Raw genomic sequence first — 14,489 nt, forward strand, 5'->3', positions numbered from 1 at the left:
GACATTCTTATGTAAATTAGAGAGTTTAATGTTAACCTTATTTAAGGAGTGATAGGCGATGGACGGTGTATGGATGCTCGGTCCATTTATAATTAAGCAAATGTGGCTAACGCTCGTACTGCTTTTTGCAGCAGGATTTTATTTATCAGTCCACTTAGTAAAGGAAGATAACAATCAAGCAAAAACATTTACTGATTTATATTGGAATGGTGTCATTTATTTTTTTCTCATTTTTCAATTCTCATCGTTGCTTGTCTATCCGATGATTAGTATTAGGGACCCGATTGCTGTATTATCGATGCCAAGTGGCGCGAAGGAATGGATGATTGCCTGGGGATTTTTGGTCGTCTACATCTTTTGGAAAACCAAAAAGGCGTCGATAGTTAGAATCAACATTTTTATACATATCATAGTAAGTTACCTTGTAGTTGAGACGGTCTACTTCGCGTTCTATTCGTTTGATTCTAGTGGCTATCCAGTTAGTCTATTCCAAATGATTGCTAATATTGGATTATTGCTATTGTTCTTTATTCAAAAACAAAAACAATCCGAACCGCAAATTCTTTTTTATCGTTTAGTCGTTCTATATGGCGCTATAATGGGAGTATTATCCCTTATCGTTCAAGTAAGAATGATTGTAACTTCAGTTCCAAGTTGGTTTTATTTTATTCTCGTTTTTGCTGGGCTTATTGGTTTAAATCGAATAAAGGAAAATGTATGCCAAATTGGAAGGAATGATAATAGAGGTATTGTTGTTATTGGCGTGCTTGTTTTGTTAGTAGGTTGGAGTAGCTTTAATGTAGCCCTAAAAGACGCTAAAGAGATAGATTCATCTTTAGCATCTAGCATTGCAGTTGGTCATAAGGCACCTGATTTCACCTTACATAACTTAGATGGAAAAGAGATCTCACTTTCTGACTTTAAAGGGGAACCAGTTATGATTAATTTCTGGGCAACCTGGTGTCCTCCTTGTAGAGCCGAGTTACCTGATATGGAAAGGTTCTATACAACTCAAGATGTTGTTCTTCTTGCGGTAAATGGAACGAATACAGAGAGCTCTAAAGCACATGTTGAAGATTTTGTCGATGAAATGGGATTAAGTTTCCCAGTTCTTGCTGATCTAGATGGGGAGGTTGCCTCTCTTTTTCAAATAAGACCTTTACCAACTTCACTGTTTGTTGATGAAAATGGAATCATAAGTGATATCCATATTGGTCCACTGAATCAAGAGTTAATGATACGTAAGCTTGACCAATTGAATATAGAGCAATAATTCCAAAAGCAAAGGATCCAATCGGATCACCTTTGCTTTTGTTTGATTTATTTACTGTAGATGAATATCATAGATCGCTTTTTCTGTTTCGACTTTTAAACGATCTTTCTCGTTTGTCGTGTTCACTTTGCCATAAAGAGGGATTTCATACGCATTTTGAGGTAAAGGTTTTTCTCCTTCTGGACTTTGAATGCTGCCGTTGCCGTGAAGAACTAGTTCTTGCCTTGGCAAATAGTCATCGCCAGTTGCCTCATTTGATGCGACAGATATATGATCAAGTTGGAGAGTGACTTGATCAATATCAAAGATTTGCTGTAGTCCAGTAGCTAACTCACCTTTTTGAATGAGTAATGTTTCTCCTTTATGTGATTCTAACCACTCTGATAATTCATGAATATCTTGAGACATAACCAACCTCCTTTATGTATATCAATACGATTCCCAGATCATAGTTCGTTCATTCTCTATCTATTTTGAAACCCTTAATCATTGCACTAACTGTATCATTAAAAGAGTGCCTTTTTATCAAACAAAGGCACTTTTTGAGGGATGGATAAGATTGGAGTATGTCTTATTAAATATTTTGATGTCATCTTGATCATAATAATTTTTGTCCTGGACCATTGGTTTTGGCCAGGTTTTGATTTGGAGGTGCATTACCATCGATGGAATGTTATTCTTCATTGTTTTAGCACTTGTTGTTGCTATGTGTGCTTTAGCTTATTTCTTTAGAAGTAAACCTAAGCCGGCACCAGCCTATGTTAGACATGCTGATGTAACAAATATGAATCAAGAGCATTTTAAGGAGGAGTTTGGAATGGAAAAAAACACTGAAGAAATCATTGAACGTGTAGCTGAGGAAAAGGCTGAGGAGGAAATTGGTGAGGAGTTAAATCCGCTTAGAGGGCATTTGGAGACAATGCAATCAACATTAAATCGACTTCAAACAACTCAACAGCAAGCAAACTCAATGATGTCACCTGGTCAAGATCAGCAACAAACTGATCAACTTTTACAACAAATGCAACAAATTAGCACTCAAGCACAACAACAGCAACAGAAAACATTCCAACAATTACAACAATCCATTCAACAAGCTACTCAAATGCTCGGAAATGTTGGTCAATCGATTCAGTCAATTAATGTGCTAAATCAAATGACGCAACAGATTAACCAATCTCAGCAACAGTTGCAACAGCAAACGCAACAACAACAACAGCAACAACAAGAGCTTCAAAAGTTACAACAAATGCAAAATCAGCAAAATCAAGGGCAAGGACAATCAGGTCAAGACATGTCGTATAGTCAATTGTTTCAAAACTAATTTAAATGAAAGGGTAGCAGTTGACAGAAGTCAACAGCTACCCTTTTAAAATTCTTTAATTTCCTTCTCACTTTACATGAATCCATTCAACCAATTTTGCAAAAAACGTTACGAAAGGAAGCAGAATAATGGAGCATAAGACGTTAAATATTAGGCTTGCATGTGCAAGTTGCATCATTGGTGATGAAGTTAAACTACTAGCGAACATACTTAGCCATCCGATAAGTGGAATAAATAATAAAACACCAATGACGTTTAGCCAAATATTAGCGTATGCAACAAGTTTAGCGCTCTGACCAGAACCGAGGCTTGCAAGATAAGCGGTAACGCATGTTCCTATATTAGCCCCAAGCATGATAGCAATGCCTGCCTTCAAGCCTAAGACATTATCACTCATAAACCCCATTGCAATTGCTGTTGTCGCAGTACTGGATTGAATGATCGCTGTTAAAACAGTTCCGATGCCAATACCTAATAGCTGATGTTCATTTGTCAAATCAAAAAAGGAATGAATAGATGGAATAGAAGCTAGTGGATAAGCTAATGTCTCTAACCCATCCATTGCGATAAAAATACAGGCTAATCCAAAAGAGAAGCAACCTAATGAATATGCGCTCAAACTAGGAAGCAAAAGAGAGATGAGACCAATGATAAGAAGGGGAACAATGAACATTGATAAATCAAGAGCTAGCATCTCTGTTGTCATCGTTGTTCCAATGTTAGCTCCTAAAATGATTCCTATTGAATGGCGAAACGCAAGAAGACCTGTTGCGACGAGTCCAACTGTCATGATAATAATGGCTGAACTACTCTGAAGGATTGCCGTTGCAATCGCTCCAACAATGAGACCTTTCCATGCTGTATCCGTTAAACGGTGTAATATCTTTTGGAATCGCGCTTGTCCGAGGTGAAAAAGTCCTGCTCTCATGACGACCATTCCAAATAAAAATAATGCAATAAAAACAGCCAATAACGAAAATAATTCTTTGATCACTTTAATATCACCTCTCTATTCAATCTATGGACAAAAGTGAACAAGCATGACATTAAATAAGCGAAATGAAGAATTGAATATTCAGAAACTCAGATGTATATTGTATTGGTAAATAGTAATTCATACTTTCATACACTTATTAACATACTAACTAGTTGGTTAGTAGTCGGTATTTTAAGTAAAGGGGGATTAGGCATGGAGAAGCGAGATGCAGTGATCGTTAGTGCTGTTAGAACAGCTATTGCTAAGCAAGGAGGAGCATTAGCATCTCTTGCTGCACATGAATTTGGTGCAATTGTATTAACTGAAGCCATCAAAAGAGTGCAATGCGATCCAAACAAGGTTGATGACATTATCCTAGGAAATGTTTCAGGTGGTGGTGGCAACATTGCACGTTTAACAGCTTTGCAGGCGGGATTTCCCTTGGAAACAACTGGCCTTACGATTGACCGTCAGTGTGGTTCAGGGATAAATTCCGTTCTACTTGCAGCTCAAGCAATTAGAGCGGGAGATGGAGATATTTACATCGCTGGTGGAACGGAAAGTTTGAGCCTGGCTCCTTACTTAATGGATCGTCCTACTAAAGCATACGCAGCCACTCTCCCGCAATTTAGAGCAGCGCAACTCTCACCAAAAGATATAGGAGACCCACCGATGGGAATTACAGCAGAAAAGTTAGCTGAAACATATGCAATTACACGTGAAGAGCAAGATGAATTTGCATTAAGGAGTCAGAAGCGAATGGCAAAAGCAATAAAAGAAGGGTACTTCACTGAACAAATCGTTCCCATTACGATACCAACTCGTAAAAGTGCTCCTCTTGTATTTGAAAAGGATGAACACCCACGACCTGAAACAACAATAGAAGGCTTAGCCAAACTCCCACCCGTTTTTAAACAAAATGGCACAGTATCAGCTGGAAATAGTTCTGGCTTAAATGATGGAGCGGCAGCACTTCTGGTGATGTCACGTGAAAAAGCACAACAGTGTGGGCTTAAGCCGTTAGCTGTTGTTAGAGAGGCTACTGTTAGTGGGGTCGATCCTAATATTATGGGAATAGGACCTGTCCCGGCTGTAAGAAAATTGCTAGCTAAATCAGGCAAGACACTGGATGAAATTGATGTTATTGAATGTAATGAGGCATTTGCCGCTCAGACACTCGCGGTAAATAGGGACCTGTCAATTCCAGCTGATAAATTGAATGTAAATGGTGGTGCGATTGCACATGGACATCCACTTGGGGCTACAGGAGCTATTTTAATGGTAAAAACAATCTACGAGCTTTGCAGAAGAGATGCTAAATTTGGACTAATTACTGCATGTATAGGAGGAGGGCAAGGAATTGCAGTTTTAATAGAACATGAATCGTAATTGTCTATATGATCATGAAACATATAGAAGGTCATGGTCAGAGTGTAAGAGTATTTTTTGTGAGTTGCAGTATCTTAATGGAGAACATCTCGAAAATATAATTGATAAAAGAGATCAATTTAGAGAGAATATGAGTTTTTACTGAGTGGAATTTGTCGGTTTTCGGTTGACCAATAGCTCTCATTATATTATAATGCTAGGAGACGTGCACTCGAATGGTTGTACGTCCTGAGTTGGTTGTTTCGGAGGGAGGGAAATAAAATGGCAGAAACTCGTGTTCGCAAAAACGAATCGATTGATGCTGCACTTCGTCGCTTCAAGAGATCACTCTCTAAAGAAGGAACGTTGGCTGAGGTTAAAAAGCGTAAGCACTATGAAAAGCCTAGTGTTAAGCGTAAGAAGAAATCTGAAGCAGCAAGAAAACGTAAGTTCTAATTGAAGTGAGAGGGTGCTTTCATTGAATCTTCTTGAACGGTTGAATCAAGACATGAAGAATGCGATGAAGAACAAAGAAAAGGATAGACTCTCTGTCATCCGTATGGTAAAGTCGTCGTTGCAAAACGAGAAATACAAGCTCGGACGTGAGTTGACGGACGATGATAGCCTTACGGTGCTTAATCGCGAACTGAAACAACGCAAGGATTCCCTCCATGAGTTTGAACAAGCAAACCGTGAAGATTTAGCTTCCAAGTTACGTGATGAAATCGTCGTGCTTGAAGACTATATGCCAGAGCAGCTTTCTGAAGAAGAAGTCACTCAAATTGTCGTACAGACAATTGCTGAGGTTGGGGCTTCAACCAAAGGAGACATGGGTAAAGTCATGGGAGCAATCATGCCTAAGGTTAAAGGAAAAGCTGATGGTGGTCTTGTGAATCGTCTTGTGCAACAATACTTATCATAATGACACAAACGTCTCATCTCTAGTTAGAGGTGAGACGTTTTTTTTGTTTTTAACAGATTAGAAAGAGGGTGAGGGATTTTTCGTGATAGAATGGAGAAAGAATTGGGATAATTAAACGTATACATGAAAAGGGTTAAAAAAAATGAAACCATTAGGAAGCTGTATTCGTAGAAGGAATATAACAACAAGAAGGGAGGTACATATGAGAATGAGACTACGGTTAATGTGTTCAATCACATTACTTGTTATCGCATGCTTACTCTTACCAATTCAAATGCTTGTTTATAGTGATGAGGAGCAAGGGACAGAGCCTGTTGTGTATTACATTCCGGTTGAACAAACAGTTGAGCGCGGACTTGAGGCTTTTATGTCCCGGTCATTTAAAACGGCAGTAGAAGATGGAGCAACTCACATTATTCTAGAAATGGATACGCCAGGTGGAGCTGTTGATGCTGCTGGTAACATCGCCACGTTAATTCAAGGAACGGAAATTCCTGTGATCACGTTTGTAAAAAGCAAGGCGATTTCAGCTGGTGCTTATATTGCTTTAAATACTGATGAAATCATTATGGCACCAGGAGCTACAATGGGTTCCGCTGCTGTAATTGATGGTGCTGGTAATGCTGCTGAAGATAAGACACAATCGTACTGGTTATCAGAAATGCGTAGTGCTGCTGAGCTGAATGACCGCGATCCACAATATGCACTTGCGATGGCTGATCAGCGCATTGATTTACCAGAACTCGGAGCAGGCGAGGGTGATTTATTGACACTTACGGCAAAGCAAGCTAAGGAAGTTGGGTATGCTGAGGCGGTAGTATCTAATCGTGTGGAGCTTCTTGAATACTTAGGGTTAGAGAATGCTATCGAGCGAGATATGGAAGTGAGTTTTTCTGAACAGATTGCACGTTTTGTTACGCATCCTGTTGTGATACCGATTCTCTTATCAATTGGTAGCTTAGGACTTGTGCTTGAACTGTATTCTCCAGGTTTTGGTGTGCCTGGTATGATGGGGATATCTGCATTATTGTTATTCTTCTTTGGGCATATGTTTGCTGGTTTTGCTGGCTGGGAGTCGATGATCTTATTTGTTTTTGGGTTTTTGCTTATTATGATTGAGATTTTTGTGCCGGGGTTCGGAATATTTGGACTGTTAGGCATTGCGTCTGTTATAGGGGGGATGCTCCTTGCATCTTTTTCAACAGCTTCTATGTTGATCTATATTGCCATTGCTCTTGTTATAACAGCTGTTTCAACTGTTTTTATATTCAAGTATTTTGGTCACCGTGGTCCGATGAAGAAGATTATTCATACCGATTCAACAAGTACAGAAAAAGGATATATTACAAATGAAACGAAAAAAGAATTAATAGGTCAAATAGGCGAAACATTAACTCCTCTCAGACCATCTGGTTCAGCAGTTTTTAAACAAGAGCGTCTTGACGTTGTCTCTGAGGGAGGATATATTGGACAGGGTAGAGAAATTGAAGTTGTGTATACAGCCGGTTCGCGTATCGTTGTTCGTGAAGTAAAAGAAAAAACATTGAAGGAGGAATAAGTACATGGTATTAGATGCTAGTAGTATTACTTTGTTAATAGGACTTGCGGTTCTATTAATCTTACTCTCGGTATTATTTACGTTCGTACCAGTTATGCTTTGGATTTCAGCCTTGGCGGCAGGAGTTCGAATTGGCATTTTTGAATTAGTAGGGATGAGGTTACGTCGTGTTATTCCTGCGCGCGTTGTAAATCCGTTAATTAAAGCGGTGAAAGCAGGTATTGATCTCAGTACGTCTAAACTAGAGGGGCACTACCTAGCTGGTGGTAACGTTGACCGTGTCGTTAACGCTCTTATTGCAGCTCAACGTGCGAATATTGAATTAACGTTTGAACGTGCAGCAGCGATTGATTTAGCGGGGCGTGATGTGCTTGAAGCTGTTCAAATGAGTGTAAACCCAAAGGTTATTGAAACACCGTTTATTGCTGGTGTAGCGATGGATGGGATTGAAGTAAAGGCGAAAGCGCGTATTACCGTTCGTGCCAATATTGACCGTCTTGTCGGTGGTGCAGGGGAAGATACAGTTATCGCGCGTGTAGGTGAAGGGATTGTTTCGACAATTGGTTCAGCTCATAACCATAAAAAAGTGTTGGAAAATCCAGATATGATCTCACAAACAGTGCTATCAAAAGGGTTAGATGCAGGTACGGCTTTTGAAATTCTATCGATTGATATCGCGGACATTGATATCGGTAAGAACATTGGTGCAGAATTACAAACCGATCAAGCGGAAGCAGACAAGAAGATTGCTCAAGCCAAAGCGGAAGAGCGTCGTGCGATGGCTGTAGCGAAAGAACAAGAAATGAAGGCGAAAGTTGAAGAAATGCGTGCGAAGGTTGTTGAAGCTGAAGCGGAAGTACCTATGGCACTTTCTGAAGCATTACGTAAAGGAAACATGGGTGTTATGGATTATATGAACTACCAGAATGTGATGGCTGACACGGATATGCGTGGTTCCATTAGTAAAGCAACTGATGGAGATACAAATCCGAAGGCTGACTAATCATGAATCCTCCCCTAAAAATGAAAGGAGGAGATGAATGTGCCTTTAGAAGACTTATTTACGTTTATTGCTGATAACTTTATCTTTGTTGCTGTTATAGTCGGTGGTATTATTAGTATGCTTGGTCGATTGGCTGGTGGCGGGCAGCAGCAACAAGACCAACGAAGTGGCAGGCAAAGCCAGCGACCTTCTCAACCTCGTGAAGAAAAAGTTGATTGGCGTGAAATTTTTAAGCAAGAAGAAATGGAGAGCGAGCGTGAACCGAGTCGGCATTCTCCTAATACTGAAACAGCTCCAGTTATTGTGACAGCAGAAAGTGATCAAGTTAAAAGACAGCAAGAGTTGCAAGATCGCTACGATGAATTGCGTCAAAAACGTGAGAAGATCACAAGGAAAGGTCGTGAATTACGAGATGAGGCTCCGTCGTTAGATAAGGATCGTGAGCAGCTCGATCTCGGTTTAAATCGACTTTCTAATAAAGAAGCTATGAAGGCTGTTGTGTGGTCAGAAGTTTTAGGACGTCCAAGAGCCCGCCAGCCTCACAATACATTTATAAGGAAACGTTAATGAAGTAGTACCTTAATTGGTACTGCTTCTTTTTTTATGTAAATGACTACGATTCATTGTGATATCAACTGAAATTTGATCATAAAGATTAGAAGAGAGGGGGTTCAGATATGAAAAAAATGAGACAGCAAATGAAGAACTGGATGACGAAGCAGATGCAATTACCTGCCGATGTCATGATGGACCTACCGCGAATCACAATGATAGGGCAATTGCATATATACATTGAAAATCATCGCGGCGTTTTGCAATTCTCAAATCAAGAGCTCCGTTTATTACTTAAGCAGGGCCAGTTATTAATAAAAGGTGACAATTTCGTTATTAAAACCATTTTACCAGAAGAATTATTACTTGAAGGACGGATTGACCAAGTCCTCTATTTAGACGAACGACGTACATAGAAATATACGTAGACTTTGAAGGGGGGAAATTACAATGAATAATAATTGGACTAACCATATTAATGGTTATGTACGAGTGCGGATAGATGGTGACTATCCAGAGCGATTTCTTAATAGATGTTTAGAAGAGGATATTTCCATTTGGCAAATTAAGCGGGCTGGGGATAGGCGAATTGTTTGTTATATGGATGTGGAAGATGCAAAACGGATTCGCCCCCTGTTACGTATAACCGGTTGTAAGGTCACATTTCTGCAGCGCACGGGTTTCCCGTTTTTATTTAGGCGCATGATAAACAGGTCTGGTTTCATTGCGGGTTTAGCTGCTTTTTTAACCTTAATGTTCGTCCTTTCAAATATGGTTTGGAATGTAGAAATTAAGGGGGCTTCGCCTCAAGTTGAACATGAGCTTAGGCAAGTGGTAACGAATATGGGAATAAAACGAGGTGCTTTCCACTTTACTTTGCCAAGTGTTGAACGAATCCAACGAGATGTGACAGAAATGGTTCAAGGTGCAACCTGGGTTGGAGTGCGTCAAAAAGGGACGACCTTTGAATTTGAAGTCGTAGAACAACAGCTACCGGAAGAGGCAGAAAGGCATAGTCCGAGGCACCTTGTTGCAACAAAGAAAGCGATTATTCATAAAATTTTCGTAGAACATGGCCAAGCAGAGGTGAAACCAAATGATTTTGTACGTAAAGGAGACCGCCTCGTTTCAGGGTATATTGGGAAGAAAGATGCAGAAGATGAAGAAAAAGAGTTAGTGCCAGCCCAAGCTGTTGTACTTGGTGAAATTTGGTACAAGTCTGAAGCTTCTGTACCTCTTGAAACTCTTTTTACAACGGTAACAGGTGAAAAAAAGTCTAAGCATTTTCTTTCTGTTTATGGATTTGATATTCCGATATGGGGCTTTGGAAAAGTTACTTTTGATACGTTTCAAGAAACCGACCATGAAAGACCATTTCACCTGTTTAGATGGTCATTGCCATTTACTTATAAACGCTCTGACTTTTTCGAAACGTCACAGTATGAACGTTCGTATACAAAAAATGAAGCGATCCGTGCAGCAAGAGAACGTGCAAGAATTGATTTGAAGAAGCATATACCAAGTGATGCTGAGATAATTGGTGAAAAAGTTTTGCACGAAGACGTTGAGAATGGTAAAGTTAACTTACGGATACATTACCAAGTTATAGAAGATATTACATCGGAGCAACCGATAATTCAAGGAGATTGAGTCTATTGTCAGAAGTGAAAATGATACAGCTAGAAGTCAAAAATGCCAATGAGACACAGGCTCTTATTGGTCCTCATGACAGGCACTTAAAGCGCTTGGAAGAACAGCTTGGTGTAACCCTTGTAACACGTGGTGAAAAAGTATTAGTTACAGGTGATGAGGAAAAGACTGAGATGGTTAGCAAGATCATTGCTACTTTAATTCAGTTAATTCGGAAAGGTATTTCCATTTCTGAGCGTGATGTTGTATACGCCGTTCAGTTAGCGCAGCAACATCGCCTTGAAGAACTGCTTGAGCTGTACGATGAGAAAGTTGCAACGAATGTTAAAGGAAAGCCCATTATAGCTAAAACACTTGGACAACGCCACTATGTATCAGCACTGCGAAAAAAAGATATGGTATTTGGCATTGGCCCAGCTGGAACAGGAAAAACCTATCTAGCGGTCGTAATGGCTGTAACGGCATTAAAAGAAGGCCATGTGAAACGAATTGTTTTAACGCGTCCAGCAGTAGAAGCAGGAGAAAGCCTGGGCTTTTTACCAGGAGATTTAAAAGAAAAGGTAGATCCCTATTTAAGACCTTTGTACGATGCTCTTCATGATGTCCTTGGAATGGAACAAACGGCACGTCTCATGGAACGAGGTACAATCGAAGTAGCCCCACTTGCATACATGCGTGGTCGAACACTTGATGATGCGTTTGTCATCCTTGATGAAGCACAAAATACAACGAGAGAACAAATGAAAATGTTTATTACTCGACTTGGATTCGGATCAAAGATGGTCATTAATGGGGATTTAACTCAAATTGACTTGCCACGAGGAAAGAAATCTGGGTTAAAAGTTGCGATTGAAATTTTAGAGGATGTAAGAGATATCGCTTTTATTTATCTTCAACAGTCAGATGTTGTTCGTCACACTTTAGTTCAACAAATAATTAAAGCATATGAGCAGAAAGAGACTGATGAAGGTTAATGATTTGGTGACGTTATCGATAAAGAAAGCCTTTGCCTAAGGGGAGGCGTTAATATGAAGAGGGTGACTCAAACCAAAGGGTCTGACCCCTAGGGTACAATATATGACGTTGTGCATACGCTCAACTTCTATGTATAGTGCTAACTAGTCGGGGCAGACCCTTATGAGACACCCTCTTCCTTTTAATAGATGTGACAATGGAATAGAAATGAGGTGACTTATTTTGAAAAGGCGATCACCAATTGACCAACAAAAGTGGTGGAAAGGTGTACGTGACCACCAATACATAAGAGGTTTTCTATTTTTAATAATAGGTTTGTTTCTATATGGATTGTTGTTAGGAAATGCAATTCCGGATACGTTAGATGTAAGTCTTTCACAAATTGCAGATCAAGATATTCGTTCTCCTCTTACGGTAGAGCACAAAACAGCTACAGAGGAACGCCGTAGTGCGGCGGTAGATGAGATTGGCCCTGTTTATGAATTGAAAAGAGAATATGCTCAGAATCAAGTGAAAAAAGTAGAAGATATATTTGATTTAGTTAATCAAGTGAGGAACGGAGAACAAGATTTAGGTGAGGATCTAGAGGATAATGTAAGTGATGGAGAGCGCTTATATCAGCAAGTGGAATTTGTAAAAGAAGTGCTTTCTCCAAGGACAAGCAATGACATTTCAGATCAAACACTTACAACATTTTTAGAAGCGTCCGAGTCACAACTACAAATTGCAAGAGAAACAACAACAAATGCAGTCCATGAAATCATGAGTGAAAGAATTTCCATTCGTGATCTAGCTGATGTGAAACAGGAAGTCAGTGATCAGATCGCTATTTCTACAGTGAGTAACCGCCTTCTTGAAGGGATTATTGAGGTCGCTCAATTTGCGATTATTCCTAATTATATTTATGATGCAACGGCAACCGAGCAAGCAAGGCAAGAAGCGGCTGAAAGTGTAGAGCCTGTTTTAATTCGTGAAGGACAGCTACTTGTTAAAGAGGGGGAAATGATAAATCATGACATCTATGAACAACTCCAAATTGTTGGGCTTTTAGATGATTCTTTTAACATTTTTCCTTATGTTGGTTTAGCTATTCTTGTTTTGCTTATTACGAGCATGTTATCGTATTACGTAAATGAAGCGCAAACATCCGTACAAAAAAACAATAGTCATCTTTTGATGTTTACATTGATTTTCATTGTAACCATTTCAATTATGAAAATAACTAGTTTGTTAGAAGGGTTAGAAATACAAGGCATTGGCTTTGTTGTTCCTGTTTCAATAGGTGCGATGTTGATTACACTATTAATCCATACGCGTCTTGCTTTGTTTACTGGAATCATGTTTGCTGTAGTCGGAAGCATAATGTTTAACAACGAAACAGTAGGGACGTTTCATTTTACGTACGGTTTTTATATACTGTTTAGTTCGTTTGCTGGTGCTTATTTTCTAAGTAAATCAAATCGAATTTCCCGTATTCTTCGAGCTGGCTTGTTCGTCTCGGGAATTAATATTGTTGCAATTGTGGCTCTTTTATTTATGAAAACTATTCAGAGTAGTTGGTTTGAAATCGGAATGCATGTTGGCTTTGCTTTTCTTTCTGGCTTCATAGCTGCTGTTTTGACGATTGGACTGCTGCCATTTTTTGAAGCGGGTTTTGGGATTTTATCGACAACTAGGTTAATTGAACTCTCAAGCCCTAACCAGCCACTTTTACGGAAAATATTAGTTGAGGCTCCTGGAACATACCATCATAGTGTTGTTGTAGGAAATTTATCGGAAGCTGCTTGTGAATCGATTGGTGAAAATGGTCTACTCGCACGTGTTGGCTCATACTATCATGATTTAGGAAAAACGAAACGACCACATTTTTTCATTGAGAATCAAATGAAGATGGAGAATCCACATGATAAGATATCACCGCAATTAAGCAGAACGATCATTATCGCTCATCCTTACGATGGAGCGGATTTACTTAGGGAGTATAAAATGCCAAAAGAGATCATTGATATTGCTGAGCAACATCATGGTACGACGCTTTTAAAGTATTTTTATCACAAAGCAAATAAAGATGCGGAGAAACCAGTTCCTGAATCACAGTTCCGATATCCAGGTCCGAAAGCACAGACAAAAGTCTCTTCAATTATTGGAATTGCGGATAGTGTTGAGGCAGCTGTACGCACAATTCAAAAGCCGACACCTGATAAAATTGAAACGTTAGTACGGAAAATAATTCAAGACAAACTCGAAGATGGTCAGTTTGATGAGTCTGACTTAACCTTAAAAGAACTTGATCAAATAGCTGTCTCTATTTGTGAAACATTAAAAGGAACGTTCCATCAACGAATTGAATACCCAGAAGATGTAAAAGGAAAGGGAGATAAAGGATGAATGTTATAGTTGATTTCAATGACGAAACTGAAACACTGACTAGTGAGCATCAACTACTTGTAGAAAAAATCGTGAAGAAAACAGCTGAAGTAGAAAGATTAGAGGGTGATATTGAAGTGTCGATCACGATTGTTGATGAAAAGCGTATTCAAGAAATTAATAAGGAATACCGTAATAAGGATCAACCGACTGATGTTATTTCCTTTGCGTTAAACGAACAAAGTGAGGATGAGCTTGATGTGGTTCTTGATCCTGATATGCCGAATATACTTGGTGACATTATCATTTCCGCGTCGCATGTTCAAATGCAAGCGGAGGAATATTTGCACTCTTTTGAACGTGAATTGGGCTTTTTGACTGTTCATGGTATGCTTCATTTACTTGGGTATGACCATATGACAGAAGCTGAAGAGAAGGAAATGTTCTCAAGGCAAGAGGACATCTTAACAGCTTATGGACTTACGCGATAGAAATAAAAAAGGTTTTAAAAGGCTACTCAG

General features: G+C 39.4%; 15 protein-coding genes. 13 read left to right on the plus strand and 2 right to left on the minus strand.

Features of this window, described 5'->3' with window-relative positions; all coding sequences use genetic code 11:
• Positions 1–58 precede the first annotated feature (58 nt).
• Positions 59–1,273 carry a TlpA family protein disulfide reductase gene (locus SAZ04_RS03075; RefSeq protein WP_332690896.1) on the plus strand — a complete coding sequence of 405 codons (1,215 nt, stop codon included), beginning with the start codon at positions 59–61 and terminating at the stop codon, positions 1,271–1,273.
• 51 nt (positions 1,274–1,324) lie between these two features.
• Here the strand turns inward: SAZ04_RS03075 and ymzB are convergent, their stop codons facing one another.
• Positions 1,325–1,681, minus strand: a complete 357-nt coding sequence (gene ymzB, locus SAZ04_RS03080) for a protein YmzB (RefSeq protein WP_332690898.1) — start codon at positions 1,679–1,681, stop codon at positions 1,325–1,327.
• 409 nt (positions 1,682–2,090) lie between these two features.
• Between ymzB and SAZ04_RS03085 the strand changes: the two genes are divergently transcribed.
• Positions 2,091–2,597 carry a hypothetical protein gene (locus tag SAZ04_RS03085; RefSeq protein ID WP_332690900.1) on the plus strand — a complete coding sequence of 169 codons (507 nt, stop codon included), beginning with the start codon at positions 2,091–2,093 and terminating at the stop codon, positions 2,595–2,597.
• Between the two features lie 67 nt (positions 2,598–2,664).
• On the opposite strand, the gene SAZ04_RS03090 is transcribed toward SAZ04_RS03085, so the two are convergent.
• Complete coding sequence (locus SAZ04_RS03090; RefSeq protein ID WP_332690902.1) at positions 2,665–3,591, minus strand: Na/Pi symporter; 927 nt, start codon at positions 3,589–3,591, stop codon at positions 2,665–2,667.
• 195 nt (positions 3,592–3,786) lie between these two features.
• On the opposite strand from SAZ04_RS03090, the gene SAZ04_RS03095 reads away from it, so the two are divergent.
• The 11 genes from SAZ04_RS03095 to ybeY all read left to right on the plus strand — a co-directional run bounded on the left by SAZ04_RS03095 (position 3,787) and on the right by ybeY (position 14,459).
• Complete coding sequence (locus tag SAZ04_RS03095) at positions 3,787–4,962, plus strand: thiolase family protein (protein WP_332690903.1); 1,176 nt, start codon at positions 3,787–3,789, stop codon at positions 4,960–4,962.
• A 261-nt stretch (positions 4,963–5,223) separates the two neighbouring features.
• A complete protein-coding gene (rpsU, locus tag SAZ04_RS03100) occupies positions 5,224–5,397 on the plus strand; it encodes a 30S ribosomal protein S21 (RefSeq protein ID WP_003323311.1) in 174 nt (57 codons plus the stop codon).
• A gap of 22 nt (positions 5,398–5,419) precedes the next feature.
• Positions 5,420–5,863: a GatB/YqeY domain-containing protein gene (locus tag SAZ04_RS03105; RefSeq protein WP_332690904.1), complete on the plus strand. Its 444-nt coding sequence runs from the start codon at positions 5,420–5,422 to the stop codon at positions 5,861–5,863.
• Between the two features lie 202 nt (positions 5,864–6,065).
• A complete protein-coding gene (locus SAZ04_RS03110) occupies positions 6,066–7,421 on the plus strand; it encodes an NfeD family protein (protein ID WP_431308949.1) in 1,356 nt (451 codons plus the stop codon).
• Between the two features lie 4 nt (positions 7,422–7,425).
• The gene (gene floA / locus SAZ04_RS03115) at positions 7,426–8,424 is read left to right on the plus strand and encodes a flotillin-like protein FloA (RefSeq protein ID WP_332690907.1); all 999 of its coding nucleotides are present in this window, start codon (positions 7,426–7,428) and stop codon (positions 8,422–8,424) included.
• Positions 8,425–8,463: 39 nt separating this feature from the next.
• Positions 8,464–8,991, plus strand: a complete 528-nt coding sequence (locus SAZ04_RS03120) for a hypothetical protein (RefSeq protein WP_332690908.1) — start codon at positions 8,464–8,466, stop codon at positions 8,989–8,991.
• 110 nt (positions 8,992–9,101) lie between these two features.
• The gene (gene yqfC, locus SAZ04_RS03125; protein ID WP_332690910.1) at positions 9,102–9,392 is read left to right on the plus strand and encodes a sporulation protein YqfC; all 291 of its coding nucleotides are present in this window, start codon (positions 9,102–9,104) and stop codon (positions 9,390–9,392) included.
• A gap of 34 nt (positions 9,393–9,426) precedes the next feature.
• On the plus strand, positions 9,427–10,626 hold the full coding sequence (gene yqfD, locus SAZ04_RS03130; protein WP_332690912.1) for a sporulation protein YqfD: 1,200 nt from the start codon (positions 9,427–9,429) through the stop codon (positions 10,624–10,626).
• Between the two features lie 5 nt (positions 10,627–10,631).
• Positions 10,632–11,600 (plus strand): PhoH family protein, encoded by a 969-nt coding sequence (locus tag SAZ04_RS03135; protein WP_332690914.1) that lies wholly within the window; start codon positions 10,632–10,634, stop codon positions 11,598–11,600.
• A 223-nt stretch (positions 11,601–11,823) separates the two neighbouring features.
• On the plus strand, positions 11,824–13,989 hold the full coding sequence (locus SAZ04_RS03140; RefSeq protein WP_332690916.1) for an HD family phosphohydrolase: 2,166 nt from the start codon (positions 11,824–11,826) through the stop codon (positions 13,987–13,989).
• Positions 13,986–14,459 carry an rRNA maturation RNase YbeY gene (ybeY, locus tag SAZ04_RS03145; RefSeq protein WP_332690919.1) on the plus strand — a complete coding sequence of 158 codons (474 nt, stop codon included), beginning with the start codon at positions 13,986–13,988 and terminating at the stop codon, positions 14,457–14,459. Before SAZ04_RS03140 ends, ybeY begins: the two co-directional genes overlap by 4 nt.
• Positions 14,460–14,489 lie beyond the last annotated feature (30 nt).

It is taken from the genome of Halalkalibacter lacteus (genome assembly GCF_036663595.1).
Taxonomy (GTDB): domain Bacteria; phylum Bacillota; class Bacilli; order Bacillales; family Bacillaceae_D; genus Halalkalibacter; species Halalkalibacter lacteus.

Excerpts from the sequence above, each read along its gene's own strand:
- rpsU (WP_003323311.1), top strand. The coding sequence starts at position 5,224 with ATGGCAGAAACTCGTGTTCGCAAAAACGAATCGATTGATGCTGCACTT.
- ybeY (WP_332690919.1), top strand. The coding sequence starts at position 13,986 with ATGAATGTTATAGTTGATTTCAATGACGAAACTGAAACACTGACTAGT.
- floA (WP_332690907.1), top strand. The coding sequence starts at position 7,426 with ATGGTATTAGATGCTAGTAGTATTACTTTGTTAATAGGACTTGCGGTT.
- SAZ04_RS03085 (WP_332690900.1), top strand. The coding sequence starts at position 2,091 with ATGGAAAAAAACACTGAAGAAATCATTGAACGTGTAGCTGAGGAAAAG.
- SAZ04_RS03110 (WP_431308949.1), top strand. The coding sequence starts at position 6,066 with ATGAGAATGAGACTACGGTTAATGTGTTCAATCACATTACTTGTTATC.
- yqfC (WP_332690910.1), top strand. The coding sequence starts at position 9,102 with ATGAAAAAAATGAGACAGCAAATGAAGAACTGGATGACGAAGCAGATG.
- SAZ04_RS03095 (WP_332690903.1), top strand. The coding sequence starts at position 3,787 with ATGGAGAAGCGAGATGCAGTGATCGTTAGTGCTGTTAGAACAGCTATT.
- ymzB (WP_332690898.1), bottom strand. The coding sequence starts at position 1,681 with ATGTCTCAAGATATTCATGAATTATCAGAGTGGTTAGAATCACATAAA.
- yqfD (WP_332690912.1), top strand. The coding sequence starts at position 9,427 with ATGAATAATAATTGGACTAACCATATTAATGGTTATGTACGAGTGCGG.
- SAZ04_RS03075 (WP_332690896.1), top strand. The coding sequence starts at position 59 with ATGGACGGTGTATGGATGCTCGGTCCATTTATAATTAAGCAAATGTGG.